Annotated in this window: 12 protein-coding genes; 10 read left to right on the top strand and 2 right to left on the bottom strand. The window is 54.4% G+C overall.

What is annotated here, in order from left to right; genetic code table 11:
- Nucleotides 1-141: 141 nt before the first annotated feature.
- On the top strand, nt 142-1,377 hold the full coding sequence (locus tag FFI61_RS01510; RefSeq protein WP_227714543.1) for an alkane 1-monooxygenase: 1,236 nt from the start codon (nt 142-144) through the stop codon (nt 1,375-1,377).
- 148 nt (nt 1,378-1,525) lie between these two features.
- On the opposite strand, the gene FFI61_RS01505 is transcribed toward FFI61_RS01510, so the two are convergent.
- Complete coding sequence (locus tag FFI61_RS01505) at nt 1,526-2,305, bottom strand: crotonase/enoyl-CoA hydratase family protein (protein ID WP_200369031.1); 780 nt, start codon at nt 2,303-2,305, stop codon at nt 1,526-1,528.
- 88 nt (nt 2,306-2,393) lie between these two features.
- Complete coding sequence (locus tag FFI61_RS01500; protein WP_200369030.1) at nt 2,394-4,196, bottom strand: acyl-CoA dehydrogenase; 1,803 nt, start codon at nt 4,194-4,196, stop codon at nt 2,394-2,396.
- Between the two features lie 189 nt (nt 4,197-4,385).
- Between FFI61_RS01500 and FFI61_RS01495 the strand changes: the two genes are divergently transcribed.
- From FFI61_RS01495 to FFI61_RS01455, 9 genes are all read left to right on the top strand, one after another.
- Nucleotides 4,386-5,384 carry a GlxA family transcriptional regulator gene (locus FFI61_RS01495; RefSeq protein WP_200369029.1) on the top strand — a complete coding sequence of 333 codons (999 nt, stop codon included), beginning with the start codon at nt 4,386-4,388 and terminating at the stop codon, nt 5,382-5,384.
- Between the two features lie 87 nt (nt 5,385-5,471).
- A complete protein-coding gene (locus tag FFI61_RS01490; RefSeq protein ID WP_200369627.1) occupies nt 5,472-5,654 on the top strand; it encodes a hypothetical protein in 183 nt (60 codons plus the stop codon).
- Between the two features lie 394 nt (nt 5,655-6,048).
- Nucleotides 6,049-8,850: a monovalent cation/H+ antiporter subunit A gene (locus FFI61_RS01485; RefSeq protein ID WP_200369028.1), complete on the top strand. Its 2,802-nt coding sequence runs from the start codon at nt 6,049-6,051 to the stop codon at nt 8,848-8,850.
- Complete coding sequence (locus tag FFI61_RS01480) at nt 8,850-9,218, top strand: Na+/H+ antiporter subunit C (RefSeq protein ID WP_200202637.1); 369 nt, start codon at nt 8,850-8,852, stop codon at nt 9,216-9,218. Before FFI61_RS01485 ends, FFI61_RS01480 begins: the two co-directional genes overlap by 1 nt.
- A complete protein-coding gene (locus FFI61_RS01475; RefSeq protein WP_200369027.1) occupies nt 9,215-10,753 on the top strand; it encodes a monovalent cation/H+ antiporter subunit D in 1,539 nt (512 codons plus the stop codon). Before FFI61_RS01480 ends, FFI61_RS01475 begins: the two co-directional genes overlap by 4 nt.
- Nucleotides 10,753-11,241, top strand: a complete 489-nt coding sequence (locus FFI61_RS01470) for a Na+/H+ antiporter subunit E (protein ID WP_200202639.1) — start codon at nt 10,753-10,755, stop codon at nt 11,239-11,241. The genes FFI61_RS01475 and FFI61_RS01470 overlap by 1 nt, the downstream gene beginning before the upstream one ends.
- Entirely contained in the window at nt 11,238-11,507 is a 270-nt protein-coding gene (locus tag FFI61_RS01465; protein WP_200202640.1) for a K+/H+ antiporter subunit F, read from the top strand. Before FFI61_RS01470 ends, FFI61_RS01465 begins: the two co-directional genes overlap by 4 nt.
- A 15-nt stretch (nt 11,508-11,522) precedes the next feature.
- Nucleotides 11,523-11,855, top strand: coding sequence for a Na+/H+ antiporter subunit G (locus FFI61_RS01460; protein WP_200202641.1), 333 nt, complete (start codon nt 11,523-11,525; stop codon nt 11,853-11,855).
- Nucleotides 11,856-11,960: 105 nt separating this feature from the next.
- Nucleotides 11,961-13,604, top strand: a complete 1,644-nt coding sequence (locus FFI61_RS01455; RefSeq protein ID WP_200202642.1) for a fatty acid--CoA ligase — start codon at nt 11,961-11,963, stop codon at nt 13,602-13,604.
- The last annotated feature ends 40 nt before the right edge of the window (nt 13,605-13,644 follow it).

The following is a 13,644-nucleotide window of genomic DNA, read 5'->3' as shown; positions in this document are numbered from 1 at the left end:
GGAATCCGTCCTTGGCCTGGCGACTTGCCTGCAGCGCACATTGTCATTCTGGGCCAACCTCCCATTCATCACGCCACTTTGTTGCATTGCAACATTGTCCGACATAAATTTAAGGCATATGCACCGCAACGGAGAAACACCATGAATGTCAAAACCCCTGACGCTGGAAAGTGGAAAGACCCAAAGCGCTATCTCTGGCTACTGGGCCCTGCTCTGCCCGGCATAGGCCTGGCCGCCCTAACCGGCTATGCGATAGCACCTAAAAAGCTCAAGTTTCTGGCTTGGACAGGGCCGGCGTTGGTACATGGAGTTATTCCCGCGCTGGATCGCGCCATAGGTGAGGACCAGAGTAACCCACCCGAATCAGCGGTCAGTTCGCTGGAGCAAGACAAGTATTACAACCGTATTGTTAAGGCATTTATCCCTACCCAATATGCAATGACTGTTATGGGCGCCTGGCTTGCCAGCCGCAAGAAGACGCCCATAGAGGACAAGATCGGCCTGACTCTGACAGTAGGCGCAATCAATGGTGTTGGCATTAACACCGCGCACGAGTTGGGCCACAAATCCAATAAGCTCAACAAGCTGATGGCTATGGCCGCGCTGGCACCCACGGGCTATACGCATTTTGTGGTTGAGCATAATTTTGGCCACCACAAGCGCGTGGCAACGCCGGAAGACCCTGCGAGCAGCCGCATGGGTGAGAGTTTCTGGAAGTTTTTGCCGCGCACGGTGTTGGGCGGCATGAAGTCTGCGGTGGAGATTGAGAAGGCGCGTCTGGCTCGCAAAAATAAGAGCTTCTGGTCTCTGGACAACGAGTTACTGCAGGGCTGGGCCATGAGCGCGGGTTTCTTTGGTGCAACAACTTTGCTGTGTGGCCCTCGTGCGGTTCCGTTTCTTGCGGCTCAGGCAGTTTATGGTGCGAGCTTGTTGGAGAGTGTGAACTACATTGAGCACTACGGGTTGCTGCGTCAGAAAGACAAGAATGGGAAGTATGTGCGCACTCAGCCGGAGCACAGCTGGAACAGTAATCACATTGTGACGAACCTGTTCTTGTATCAGTTGCAGCGTCACTCTGATCACCACGCTCACCCACAGCGCAGTTATCAGGCTTTGCGTCACTTCGAGAATGCTCCGCAGTTACCTGGTGGCTATGCATCGATGCTAATGCCGGCTTATGTGCCGCAGTGGTGGTACGAGACCATGGATAAGCGGGTGATCGATCACTACGAGGGTGATCTGGGCAAGATCAACTGGGACCCGGATCGTAAGTCGGAGTTGATGACCAAGTATGCGGATTATGCTGCTGAGGTGGCTGCCAAGGCTGCGGCGCGGCGGGAGGAAGCTTCTGGTTCGGCTTCGGAGAAGGCTGCCTAGTTTTCAGACTCTGGAGTGGGCCGCCGGTGGGCTCTGTCTCCCAAGACACGCTGTGAATACATCCCTGTACGCTTGACGGCAGCATCCATGCTGCCGACAGTCTTGGGAGACAGAGCCCACCGGCAGCTTCAAGCCCCTGCTATCTGCCTTATTTTCCTTTGAACACTGCATCTCGCCGTTCGAGGAAAGACTGAATACCTTCTTTCACATCCTCGCTGGCCATGACTGGTTGCAGATCCGGGAACAAGCGCTGTTTTGCTGCTTCCTCGCCTTCGCTTACGGCGATTTTGGAGGATTTCAGGCTGCCGCGCACACCCAGAGGCGCAGCACTGGCGATCTTCTCGGCGATTGCCAGTGCAGCGTTGAACTGCTCGCCCGGCTCAACCAGTTCCTGTATCAAGCCCCACTCGTAAGCTTGTTCGGCGGTCCATTCATCACCGGTGAGCAAATAACGCTGAGCGTTGCCCCACCCGATTTCCCGTTGCAGGCGGATAGTCGCGCCACCGCAGGCGAAGATGCCGCGTTTGACTTCCAACTGAGCAAAGCGGGTTCCTTTCGCTGCTACGCGAACGTCTGTGTTCAGCATCATTTCCACACCGCAGGTAAAACAAATGCCCTGGGCAGCGAACACCACGGGTTTGCTGAGGCCGTCGCCGGTTATATGGAACGGATCCAGCTCACCATCAGCCGGTTCTATTCCCTCACCGTTTGAAAACACACCTGCCCAATCATCCAGCTGCAGGCCGCTGGTGAAGTGATCGCCTTCGGCATACATCAGCCCCACTCTCAAATCGTCGTCGTGCTCCAACTGGTAATAAGCCGCAGCGATTTCGTGGTACATGGCGCGGTTCATGGCGTTCATTTTTTCGGGGCGGTTTAGCCCTATGAGCAGGATGTGATTTTTCTTCGTTACCTTAACCAAAGACATAAGTATCACCATTTATAAGTAGTTCAAGAGCTCTTGGCAGCGTACTTCAATAGCTTGGCGCTTAGATGGGTGGTGCGGACACCGAAACCTAGAACCACTCCGCTTTCATATTGAGGCAAGTGTCATCCATATTCCGCAACAGCACCAAGTCCTGAGCCACCGTCGGCAGTTCCCAGTGGAAGAAGTACTGAGCGGCCTGCAATTTGCCCTGGTAGAAATTCCGCTCGTCGTCGCTGTTAGCAGAAGCCAGCGCTTGTGCCGCAGCATTAGCCTGACGCAACCACATCCAGGCCACGATGATGTGACCGAACAGGTGCAAATAGCAGGAGACATTAGCAAGGGTTTTGTCCACTTCGCCACTCATCAGGGACTTACCCAGGCTTTGAGTAACCTTGACTGCCTGCTGCAATGTTTCGCTTAACGACAGCGCCCATTGTTGACAGCGATCGGTGGTCGCGGCTTCCAAGTCGACCTGCATTTCCTGCATCAGCAACTGCAAGCCATGGCTTTGGTCTTGCCAGATCTTACGGCCCAATAAGTCCAGCCCTTGAATGCCAGTGGTGCCTTCGTGGATCGGGTTCAGGCGATTGTCGCGCCAGCACTGTTCCACCGGGTACTCGCGGGTGTAACCGGCACCGCCGTAGACCTGAATCGCCAGGTCGTTAGCCTTCGGGCCATGTTCGGAGGGCCAGGTTTTGATGACCGGCGTGAGTAAGTCGAGCAACTTGCCAGCTTCAATACGCTTCTGTTCATCCGGGTGGGTGTGCTGATCGTCCATCAGACGCGCGCCATACAGGCAAAGTGCGACTGCACCTTCGCTATAGGCTTTCTGGGCCAGCAGCATACGGCGCACATCTGCGTGATCAATAATCGGCACTTGCGGGCTTTCCGGGTTCTTTTCAGAAGCCTTGCGGCCCTGCAGACGGTCCTTGGCGTATTCCAGGCTGTGCATGTAACCACGATAGCCAATCACCGCTGCACCAAAGCCTACACCTACGCGGGCTTCGTTCATCATCTGAAACATGTACTTCAGACCCTGATGGGGTTCACCCACCAGATAACCGTGGCAAGGCGCATCGTCACCAAAACTAAGCGCCGTAGAAGTAGTGCCTCGGTACCCGAGTTTATGTATCAGGCCTGCCAGGCTTACGCCATTGCGGTCGGCGGGATTACCTTCACTATCTACCCGGAACTTGGGAACGATAAACAGGGAAATGCCTTTTACTCCGGCCGGTGCGCCTTTGATTTTGGCGAGCACCATGTGAACGATGTTCTCAGTGATGCTTTGCTCACCACCGGATATATAGATTTTTGCGCCTTTGATCAGGTAATGGCCATCGTCCGTTGGCGTGGCTGACGTGCGAATGTCCGCCAGCGACGACCCGGCATGGGGTTCGGTCAGAGCCATGGTTCCGCTATAACGGCCGCTGAGCATGTTGGGCAGGAAACTGGCTTTCTGTGATTCGTTGCCAAACACGCGGATAAGGTTTGCAGCGGCTGTGGTCAGGAACGGATAACCTGCCGTACCCGGGTTAGCGGCTGTGAAGAAACCGTTACAGGCGGCCATAACGGTTTCAGGGAGCTGCATGCCGCCCAGCTCGTAATCGTAGCGCCCCGCAATAAACCCGGCTTCGGCGTAGGCATCGAAGGCCTCTTTTACTTCAGGCAGCATTTCCACCTGGCCATTAACGAACTTTGGCTCGTCTTTGTCAGCCGCGCTGTTGTGATTGGCAAACTTCTCTCTGGCCATTTTATCGGCGGTTTCGATAACGGCATCGAAGGTATCGCGGTTGTGCTCGTTGAACCGGTCGCGGCTGAGCAGGCTTTCGGTATCGAGAACTTCGTAGAGTTGGAACGCCAGATCGCGGCGATCTATCAGAGTGTCGGTCATTTATGCAGCTTCCTGGTAATTGGCTGGAGCATTTCTTTAATTGTGTACAGGCTCTCACAACCGGGTTTTTCTGGGAACCGGCATTTATGACATAATCATGGCCAATACTGCCAAATACCTATGAGCTTTGGCTCCCGGGTGATGGTGGTACTGCTTCGCCCTGACTCAGTCGTTCGGCCGGGAGAATTCGTGCAAAAGGTTTCAATTATTGGATTTGATGGTGCTTTAGCCAGTGCCATCACAGGTGTGATCGATTTATTTCGCTTGGCTGGCGTTACCTGGGCGCGGATTCATGGTGAGCAACCTGAACCACACTTCACTACTCAGCTACTAACGCGCAACGGCGATCACTGCCGGTGTATTAACGGCATCACTTTGGTTTCGGATGGAAGTTGGGAAGATCTGGATGCAGAGAGTGCCGATCTGGTGATCGTGCCGACCATCGGTGCACCGATTGATCAGGTGCTGGCGTCAAATCCGGAACTGGTTACCTGGCTTGGCCAGTTCAGTGTCCCGAACCCGAATAGCGCCGGGCAGGTTCAGTTAGCGAGTAACTGCACCGGGGCTTTTCTGCTGGCTGAGGCGGGCTTGCTCAACAATAAAGAGGCCACCACCCACTGGGGCTTCAGTGACAGGTTTCGCCAGAGCTACCCGCAAGTAAATCTGAACCCCGAAAAGCTCGTAACAGTAGATGGCCACATTGCCTGTGCAGGTGGTGGCATGGCTTGGTGGGATTTGGGTGTGCACCTTATAGAGCGTCGCGCAGGCGCTCAGGTCGCCCGGGAACTGGCGAAGGCGTTTGTGATCGATGCCGGGCGTAACAGCCAGGCACCCTATAGCGCACTTCAAGCCAAGCGTTACCATTCAGACTCAGTAATCCTCAAACTGCAAAGCTGGCTGGAGGAAAACTACGGCGAAGACATTAACCTGCAGTCCCTTGCCGCTTTCAGTGGCCTGACTACCCGCTCGCTGATGCGGCGATTCAAGGTAGCCACCGGCGAAACGCCCAAAAGCTACCTGCAATCTATAAGACTAGAGGCTGCCCGCAGCCATCTGGAAAACTCTCGCTTGCCTGTGGAGGACATTACCCGGCTGGTGGGCTACGAAGATGTCAGCTCGTTCAGCCGTCTGTTTCGCAAACAAACCGGGCTGGCTCCTGGTGCCTACCGGTCCCGATTCGGCAGATAGTGTGCTGACTGCTTGGCCCAGGTTATGCATCAGATGACTCAAGCGGCCACCGGCCGAGTGTTTCCGTAAACTATACTGACAGGTGTCATGTGGGAGAAACGCGCCATGAACGCACCGGCTCAACAAACCCGGACTGAAGTTCTCAGCAGGCTGTACACCATGAAGCTTGCACAGATCGAGAAGGCGTCCCATCAGGGCGATAGCTTGCGCAGCATGGTTCTGGAGGCGGAGGCCGAAGCCATTTTCAACGCGCTCAAATCCGCCAAATAACGTTTCTTTGGCAAATAAAGATCGCAAAACAGGGTCTGACTGTGTCCCTCCACGTCACATAAAAGCATCCAGACTCCAATTGATTGATCACAAGTCGACTTGACCTGCGAGCCCGGGCACGTATTATCAATGGCCAGGTTTTACTAACGGAGCAACCATGACCGCAAGGTCCGTCGGCTGCAAGCAGACCAATCGCCCCCCTCTCACCGCTGACATCGCGCGGCATCGTGGGCGTTTACCCTACTTCCCGGATCCACCAGCCTTTCGCTGATCCAACTCCCGCTGCCCAACCACATCGCCTCCATGCGACCTGTGCAGGGTGACCGATGGGCGTCTAGACTCAAGCTCATAAACCAATTTCATTCATAAAAAGAAAATCGCTAACGAGGCTGCGATGTCGCTACCGCTAGTTGTATTACTGCCGTTTCTGGGGGCCATTGCGGCGCCCTTATTTGCCCAGGGCGGGCGAACGGCTATCGCAATAGCATCATCCGTCCCGGCACTGATTGCGCTGGCGGCACTGTTCCCCCACTGGTCTGTTCTTTCAGCAGGTGGCACGGTGCTTCACACATACGAGTGGCTGCCGGCACTCGGGCTCTCCTTCAGCTTTCGCCTTGATGGTCTTGCGCTTCTGTTCGCACTGCTGATACTGATCATCGGCCTGCTGGTTATCATCTACTCGCACTATTACCTGAGCGCCAAGGAGAACGTAGCCAAGTTCTACTCCCTGCTTCTGTGCTTCAAAGGTTCCATGCTGGGCATTGTGCTTTCTGGCAACCTGCTGTTGATGCTGATCTTCTGGGAACTCACCAGCCTGACCTCTTTCCTGCTGATCAGCTTCTGGACCCATAAGCAGGATGCTCGGCGTGGTGCCCGGATGGCTCTGGCGATAACCGGCGGCGGCGGGTTGGCCCTGCTGGCCGGCATTCTGCTTATCGGCAATATTGTTGGCAGTTTTGAACTGGATGATGTGCTTGCCGCAGGCGATCTCATCAAATCCCATTCGCTGTATCCCGTAGCCCTGACTCTGGTTTTGCTTGGCGCTTTTACCAAATCTGCCCAGTTCCCGTTTCATTTCTGGTTGCCTCATGCCATGCAGGCGCCCACACCTATCTCTGCTTACCTGCATTCGGCCACCATGGTAAAAGCGGGCATCTTCCTGATGGCGCGCCTGTATCCGGCTTTGGCGGGAACCGAGCAATGGTTCTATATGGTCAGTTTCACCGGCATGGCCACATTGCTTCTTGGCGCTTATATCGCCATGTTCAAACACGATTTGAAAGGCTTGCTTGCCTATTCAACAGTTAGTCATCTGGGCCTGATTACGCTGCTGTTGGGCATGGGCACTCAACTGGCTGCGGTTGCCGCTATATTCCATGTAATCAACCATGCCACCTTCAAGGCTTCGCTGTTCATGGCCGCAGGTATCATCGACCATGAAACAGGCACCCGCGATATGCGGCGAATCAACGGGCTTTGGCGTTATATGCCCCATACCGCCACCCTCGCCATGGTGGCAGCCTCTTCCATGGCGGGTGTTCCTTTGCTGAACGGTTTCCTCAGTAAGGAAATGTTCTTTGCCGAGTCCCTGCAGCTCAACCTGCCTGGCCTCTGGGCCTGGGTGCCACCGATTGTTGCAACCCTGGCGGGTATTTTTGCCGTTGCCTATTCGGCCCGCTTTGTCCACGACGTATTCTTCAACGGTAAGCCGGTAGATCTACCCAAATTCCCGCCCCACGAGCCTCCCCGCTACATGAAGTTCCCAGTGGAGATTCTTGTGTTTGCCTGCATCATGGTTGGTGTGTTCCCGACTATCTCCGTTGGGCCTCTGCTGTATTCCGCAGCTTCAGCAACCCTTGGCGGTGAAGTACCAGACTATCAACTGGCGATCCTTCATGGCTTTAACCTGCCACTGCTGATGAGTTTCCTCGCTTTCTTTGGTGGCCTGCTGATGTACACCCAGCGCCAGCGCTTTTTCGACTTCCATGCTCAGCTTCGGGAAGTCGATGGCAAGGCGGTATTCGAGTTTGTGGTCTCGAAGATTGAAGACATGGCTCATAGCTTTACCGGGTGGCTTGAAAACGGCTCATTGCAACGCTATGCCCTGCTTCTGGTGGTCAGCGTTATTGCGGTAGCCATAATGCCGCTTGCGGAGAATGGCTTTTATATTGGCGAGAATGGGCTTAGCCCTGTGGATTGGCCCACGGGCACTGCCGCCAGCGTGCTGATCGTATCCGCCCTGGCAACAGCAACCTGGCACCGGGAACGCTTTTACGCACTCGTACTCCTGAGCGTGGTAGGCCTGGTTGTGGCCTTGGGGTTTGCACGCTTCTCCGCACCAGATCTGGCCATGACGCAGCTCTCTGTGGAGGTTGTGACCATTGTCCTGCTGATGCTGGCGCTATACTACATGCCCTCCTGGACCCCCATTGAAAGCTCTAAAGGCCAGCGCATCCGCGATATCCTGATTGCACTGGCTGCAGGTACCGGCATGACCCTGATCACCCTGACCATGCTGACTCAGCCCTTCAGCTCCATTTCAGAGTTCTTCCTGGAGAACAGCAAACCCGGCGGTGGTGGAACCAACGTCGTTAACGTAATCCTGGTCGACTTCCGTGGCTTCGATACCTTGGGCGAGATTACGGTGCTGGCTATTGCGGCGCTCGGCATCTACGCCATGTTGAAAAACACAGCACTGACTCCCCCTCCGGGAGACGGGTTGGGGCATGCCTGGACACGGGATCACTACCCGCTGATGTTGCGGCAAGTGGCCCGTCCCATGCTGCCGCTGGCGCTGATGGTGTCTGCCTATATCTTCCTGCGTGGGCACAACCTGCCTGGGGGCGGCTTTATTGCTGGTCTTATTACCTCCGTAGCGCTAATTCTCCAGTATATAGCCAGCGGCATGGTGTGGACCGAGGATCGCATTCCATTCAGATACCACAACGTAATTGGCCTCGGTTTACTGTTTGCCACCATAGCGGGTGCCGGCAGCCTGGCGTTTGGCTATCCGTTCCTGACCACTACATTTGGCTATATCAACTGGCCTGTGGTGGGCAAATTCGAAGTTGCCTCAGCCTTGGTGTTTGATCTGGGTGTTTATCTGGCAGTGATTGGCGCAACCTTGCTGGCCCTGGTCAGCATCGGTCGGCTGTCGCCTCACTCAGCCATTAAAAGCAAAATGGAGGGCGCGTAATGGAACTGTTATTTGCACTGGCCATCGGTGCCTTAACGACTTCGGGCGTCTACCTGCTGCTTCGCGCTCGCACCTTCCCTGTGATCATGGGGCTGACACTGCTCTCCTATGGTGTAAACCTGTTCCTGTTCGCCTCCGGGCGGCTCGCCACAGGCCAGCAACCCGTCATCGGAACAGCCGCGAGCTATTCAGACCCTTTACCACAGGCACTGGTGCTCACGGCCATCGTCATTGGCTTTGCCATGACTGCGTTTCTGGTTGTTTTGTCACTGCGCAATCTGGCAGACAACGAAAACGACCATGTAGATGGTCGGCGCGAGACTGCCCCACCACCTTCAAAACTTGAGCAAGAGGTAAGCGGTAAATGACTCACTGGCTTATCGCTCCTATTCTGATTCCTCTGCTCGGCGGTATTCTGCAAGTATTTATGGGCTATGCCCCTATCAGCTTGCGCCGCACCTTGGCCATTGCCACGACAGTGTTAATGCTTGTTTCCGCAGTTGTTTTGTTGGCGCTTGCCACCGATGGCAGCTACCGCGTTTATGCATTCGGCAACTGGCAGCCACCCTTCGGCATAGTTCTGGTGCTCGACAGGTTGGCAGCCTTGATGCTGGTGCTAACCGCGGTTCTCGGCCTGTTCTGCCACATTTACGCGAGCGGCGGCGCAGATGAAGGCAACCGCCAGTTCCATGGATTGTTTCTGTTCCAGTTGATGGGCCTGAACATTGCCTTTCTCACCGGCGATCTATTCAACCTGTTTGTTGCCTTTGAGGTTCTGCTGATTGCCTCCTACGGATTGCTCATGCACGGCGGAGGCTCCTCGCGCACAGTGGCCGGGCTTCATTACGTTGTTCTGAACCTGGCCGGTTCTGCCCTGTTCCTGATCAGCGTAGGTATGATTTACAGTGTAACCGGCACTTTGAACATGGCGGATCTGGCGGTAAAAATCCCACAGGTGACGGGCAACAACCTGAACCTTGTGAAGGCCGGTGGCATGATGTTGCTGGTTGTTTTCGGCCTGAAAGCAGCCATCCTTCCATTGTGTTTCTGGTTGCCAAAAGCTTACGCCAGAGCAACGGCCCCCGTCGCAGCCCTTTTTGCTGTCATGACCAAGGTGGGCATTTACGCCATTGTAAGAATTTACCCGCTGATGTTCGGGGATGATGCCGGCGAACTTGCCAACCTTGGCATGGACTGGCTCTTCCCTCTGGCACTGGTTACCTTGAGCATGGGTGTCATTGGTGCTTTAGGCGCTGACAATCTGAAAACACTGGTCGCCTGGCAGGTGATTATTTCCGTAGGGACTTTGCTTGCCCCCATCGCCCTGGGCTCTGAAGCTGGGCTCTCAGCCGCTCTATTCTATCTGGTGAGCACAACCTGGACGGTTGCCGCCCTTTTTCTTGTGTCCGAACTGGTCGCAAGCCAAAGAGGCGCGGCAGGTGACAGCATAGTGACTGCACCCAAAATGCACCACAGAACCTTCCTGAGTGTGCTGTTCCTTATCGGTGCTGTAGCCGCTGCCGGCCTACCGCCTTTGAGTGGCTTTTTCGGCAAGCTGCTGATCCTTCAATCTGTAGAGCCCGGTGCAGAAATGGCTTGGCTATGGGGTGTGTTGCTGATTGGTGGTTTCCTAACGCTTATTGCTTACAGCCGTGCGGGCAGTATCGTTTTCTGGTGGAATATAGATGGCCATCTGGAAACCCCGGAACCCATGAACAACAGAGTTGCTATCTCTACCGGCATCCTGACCTGCCTTACAATGCTGATCGTGGTTTTAGCGGGTCCCCTGAGCGACTTCACTCGCGCGACTGCAGAGCAGGTGTACGATAATCAGGGCTATATCAACATCCTGCAGACGCCTGTGCATATTCCTCAGAACCCATTGGTGGGGGAGATAAACTGATGTTTGATCGCCTAAGCTTTCCTCAACCCTGGCTGAGCCTGATTCTGTTCATCACCTGGCAGATACTCAGCGATGGCGTATCCGGCGGCAGTGTTGTGCTGGGCCTTATTCTGGCCTGGATAATTCCCCAGATAACTCACGGATTCTGGCCGGAACGCCCGGCGTTTGTGAAAACCTGGCGCATGCCGGGTTACATTCTGCGTGTTCTGAAGGATATTGTGGTGGCGAGTTTTTCTGTGGCCTGGCTGATTCTCAGCCCCCGCACGCCAAGACCGGCTTTTATCAGCTATCCCCTGACGCTTGATCACCCACTGGCCATATCCATTCTTGCCAGTACGATTTCACTCACTCCCGGAACAGTCAGCGCAGACGTCAGCGATGACAACCAGACGCTGCTGATCCATGCGCTGGACGCAGGTAGTGATCAGGAGGTTATTGACGCCATTTACAACAGCTACGAAAAGCCGCTGATGGAGATGTTCAAATGATCACTACTGCCCTGTACCTGACCATCGCCATGGTGACCCTGGCCGCGCTGCTTAACGTGTACCGTTTGGTCATAGGGCCAGATGAGCCGGATCGCGTGCTGGCGATTGATACGCTCTATATCAACGCCATTGCCTTGATTATCCTGCTGGGCATCACTCTGAGCACCCGCATGTACCTTGAGTCTGCTTTGCTGATCGCGGTTATGGGGTTTGTCAGCACCGTAGCCATGGCCAAATACCTCAAGCGTGGCAGCGTAATTGAGTAAAACCGGAGATAATTTATGAGCCCTTTTGCAGAATATGCTATCTCGGCCTTGCTGCTTTTCGGTGGTGTTTTCACTCTGATCGGCGCAATTGGCCTGGCACGGCTACCAGACTTTTACACCCGGCTACACGGACCAACCAAGGCCACCACGGTGGGCGTTGGCGCTATCATGCTCAGCTCGGTTATCTACTTCACAGCCATTGGCGAGGGCATTGGCATTTCAGAAGTTCTGATTACTGTGTTTTTGTTTATGACGGCCCCGGTTAGCGCCAACATGCTGGCTAAAGCTGCGATGCACATAGGCGTTAAGACAATGGAGGGCACAGAGGGCAAACCCTGGGAGCAATAAGCACAGAGCTTGAAAACCCTTGTAAGCTTCCGATTTTTAATAATTTATGTCAGATTGACCCAACTTCTCAGACAACACTAAAAACAGGGAAAAAGGATTCGACATATGGCAAAGACACGAGTTTTACCTGCTGCTGAAAATGCCTATCAATACCCGCTTCTGATTAAGCAGTTACTGCTTTCAGGACCAAGGTACTCGCCTGACCAGGAAATTGTGTACGCCAACCATAGCAAGTACACCTACACAGACCTTGTCGAACGCATTAATCGCTTGGCCAATGTCCTCACCGATGCGGGCGTAAAACCAGGTGATACCGTAGCGGTTATGGACTGGGACACACCTCGCTATCTTGAATGTTTTTTTGCCATTCCCATGATCGGCGCCATCCTGCACACCATCAACGTGCGTTTGTCCCCCGATCAGATTGTTTACACAATGAACCACGCAGAGGACGATGTGGTTTTGGTGCATGATGACTTCCTGCCAATTCTGGAAGGGTTACAAAGCGAAATCACGACCGTTAAGACCTACATCCAGCTTAGCGATGAAAAAACGGCCAAATCCACAAAACTCGACACCGCTGGCGAATATGAAGCACTGTTAGCCAGCGCGGCCACAGAGTTCGACTTCCCGGATTTCGATGAGAACAGCGTAGCAACCACCTTTTACACCTCTGGCACTACCGGTAACCCCAAGGGTGTTTTCTTTAGCCACCGGCAACTGGTGCTCCATACTCTGGCAATGACCGGAACGCTTGCCGCCTACGACGAAGCGCCACTGATGCGCTCCTCGTCTGTTTATATGCCGGTAACCCCCATGTTCCATGTTCACGCCTGGGGCGTTCCTTACGCTGCCACCATGATGGGCATCAAGCAGGTATACCCTGGCCGCTATGAGCCAGAACTGTTGGTTGATCTGATCAAAGAGCACAAGGTGTCTTTCTCCCATTGTGTTCCAACTATTATGCAAATGCTGATGGCCACAGAATCCATCAAAACAGCAGACCTGAGTAACTGGCAGGTATTGATTGGTGGCAGCGCAATGACCAAGGGTTTGTGCGATGCAGCGGCCAAGCTGGGTATTCGCATGTACACCGGCTATGGCATGTCCGAAACCTGCCCTCTTCTCAGCGCAACCCACCTGAAGCCAGAAGACCTTGAACTGCCACTGGAGCAGCAAACAGCCAAGCGGATTAAAACAGGTATTGCCGTTCCCATGGTGGAACTGGAAATTGTTGACCCTAAGGGCAACCCGGTGGCCCACGATGGCATCGCCCAAGGTGAGATAGTTGCCCGGGCTCCCTGGCTTACCCAGAGCTACTTTAAAGAGCCTGTCAAAGGCGAAGAACTGTGGAAAGGCGGCTGGCTGCATACGGGAGACGTTGCTTCCATGGAGCCGAACAACACGCTCACCATCAAGGATCGCATCAAGGATGTGATTAAAACAGGCGGTGAATGGTTGTCTTCCCTCGATCTGGAAAGCCTCATCAGCCAACACCCGGCTGTGGCTGGGGCTGCCGTTGTTGGCATTCCGGATGAGAAGTGGGGGGAGCGGCCCTACGCACTCATCACCTTGAAGCCAGGTGTACAGGCAACCCTGAAAGATATTCAGAGTCACCTGCAGAAACATGTTGAGAGCGGTGAAATCAACAAGTGGGCAATACCCGAGCAGATGGATTTTGTTGAAGACATACCAAAAACCAGTGTTGGCAAGATCAACAAAAAACTGATTCGCGATCAACTGCAGTAATCTGATTCAAGATCCAAATGGCCCGCCAGGTTTTCCTGCG

The organism is Marinobacter sp. DY40_1A1, from assembly GCF_016597815.1.
GTDB lineage: Bacteria > Pseudomonadota > Gammaproteobacteria > Pseudomonadales > Oleiphilaceae > Marinobacter > Marinobacter xiaoshiensis.
This window is presented reverse-complemented; position numbering and strand designations above follow the sequence as displayed.

What these genes read in the sequence shown, in the direction of transcription:
- FFI61_RS01475 (WP_200369027.1), top strand. Translation starts at nt 9,215, where the DNA reads ATGACTCACTGGCTTATCGCTCCTATTCTGATTCCTCTGCTCGGCGGT.
- FFI61_RS01465 (WP_200202640.1), top strand. Translation starts at nt 11,238, where the DNA reads ATGATCACTACTGCCCTGTACCTGACCATCGCCATGGTGACCCTGGCC.
- FFI61_RS01470 (WP_200202639.1), top strand. Translation starts at nt 10,753, where the DNA reads ATGTTTGATCGCCTAAGCTTTCCTCAACCCTGGCTGAGCCTGATTCTG.
- FFI61_RS01510 (WP_227714543.1), top strand. Translation starts at nt 142, where the DNA reads ATGAATGTCAAAACCCCTGACGCTGGAAAGTGGAAAGACCCAAAGCGC.
- FFI61_RS01460 (WP_200202641.1), top strand. Translation starts at nt 11,523, where the DNA reads ATGAGCCCTTTTGCAGAATATGCTATCTCGGCCTTGCTGCTTTTCGGT.
- FFI61_RS01490 (WP_200369627.1), top strand. Translation starts at nt 5,472, where the DNA reads ATGTGGGAGAAACGCGCCATGAACGCACCGGCTCAACAAACCCGGACT.
- FFI61_RS01505 (WP_200369031.1), bottom strand. Translation starts at nt 2,305, where the DNA reads ATGTCTTTGGTTAAGGTAACGAAGAAAAATCACATCCTGCTCATAGGG.
- FFI61_RS01480 (WP_200202637.1), top strand. Translation starts at nt 8,850, where the DNA reads ATGGAACTGTTATTTGCACTGGCCATCGGTGCCTTAACGACTTCGGGC.
- FFI61_RS01485 (WP_200369028.1), top strand. Translation starts at nt 6,049, where the DNA reads ATGTCGCTACCGCTAGTTGTATTACTGCCGTTTCTGGGGGCCATTGCG.
- FFI61_RS01500 (WP_200369030.1), bottom strand. Translation starts at nt 4,196, where the DNA reads ATGACCGACACTCTGATAGATCGCCGCGATCTGGCGTTCCAACTCTAC.
- FFI61_RS01455 (WP_200202642.1), top strand. Translation starts at nt 11,961, where the DNA reads ATGGCAAAGACACGAGTTTTACCTGCTGCTGAAAATGCCTATCAATAC.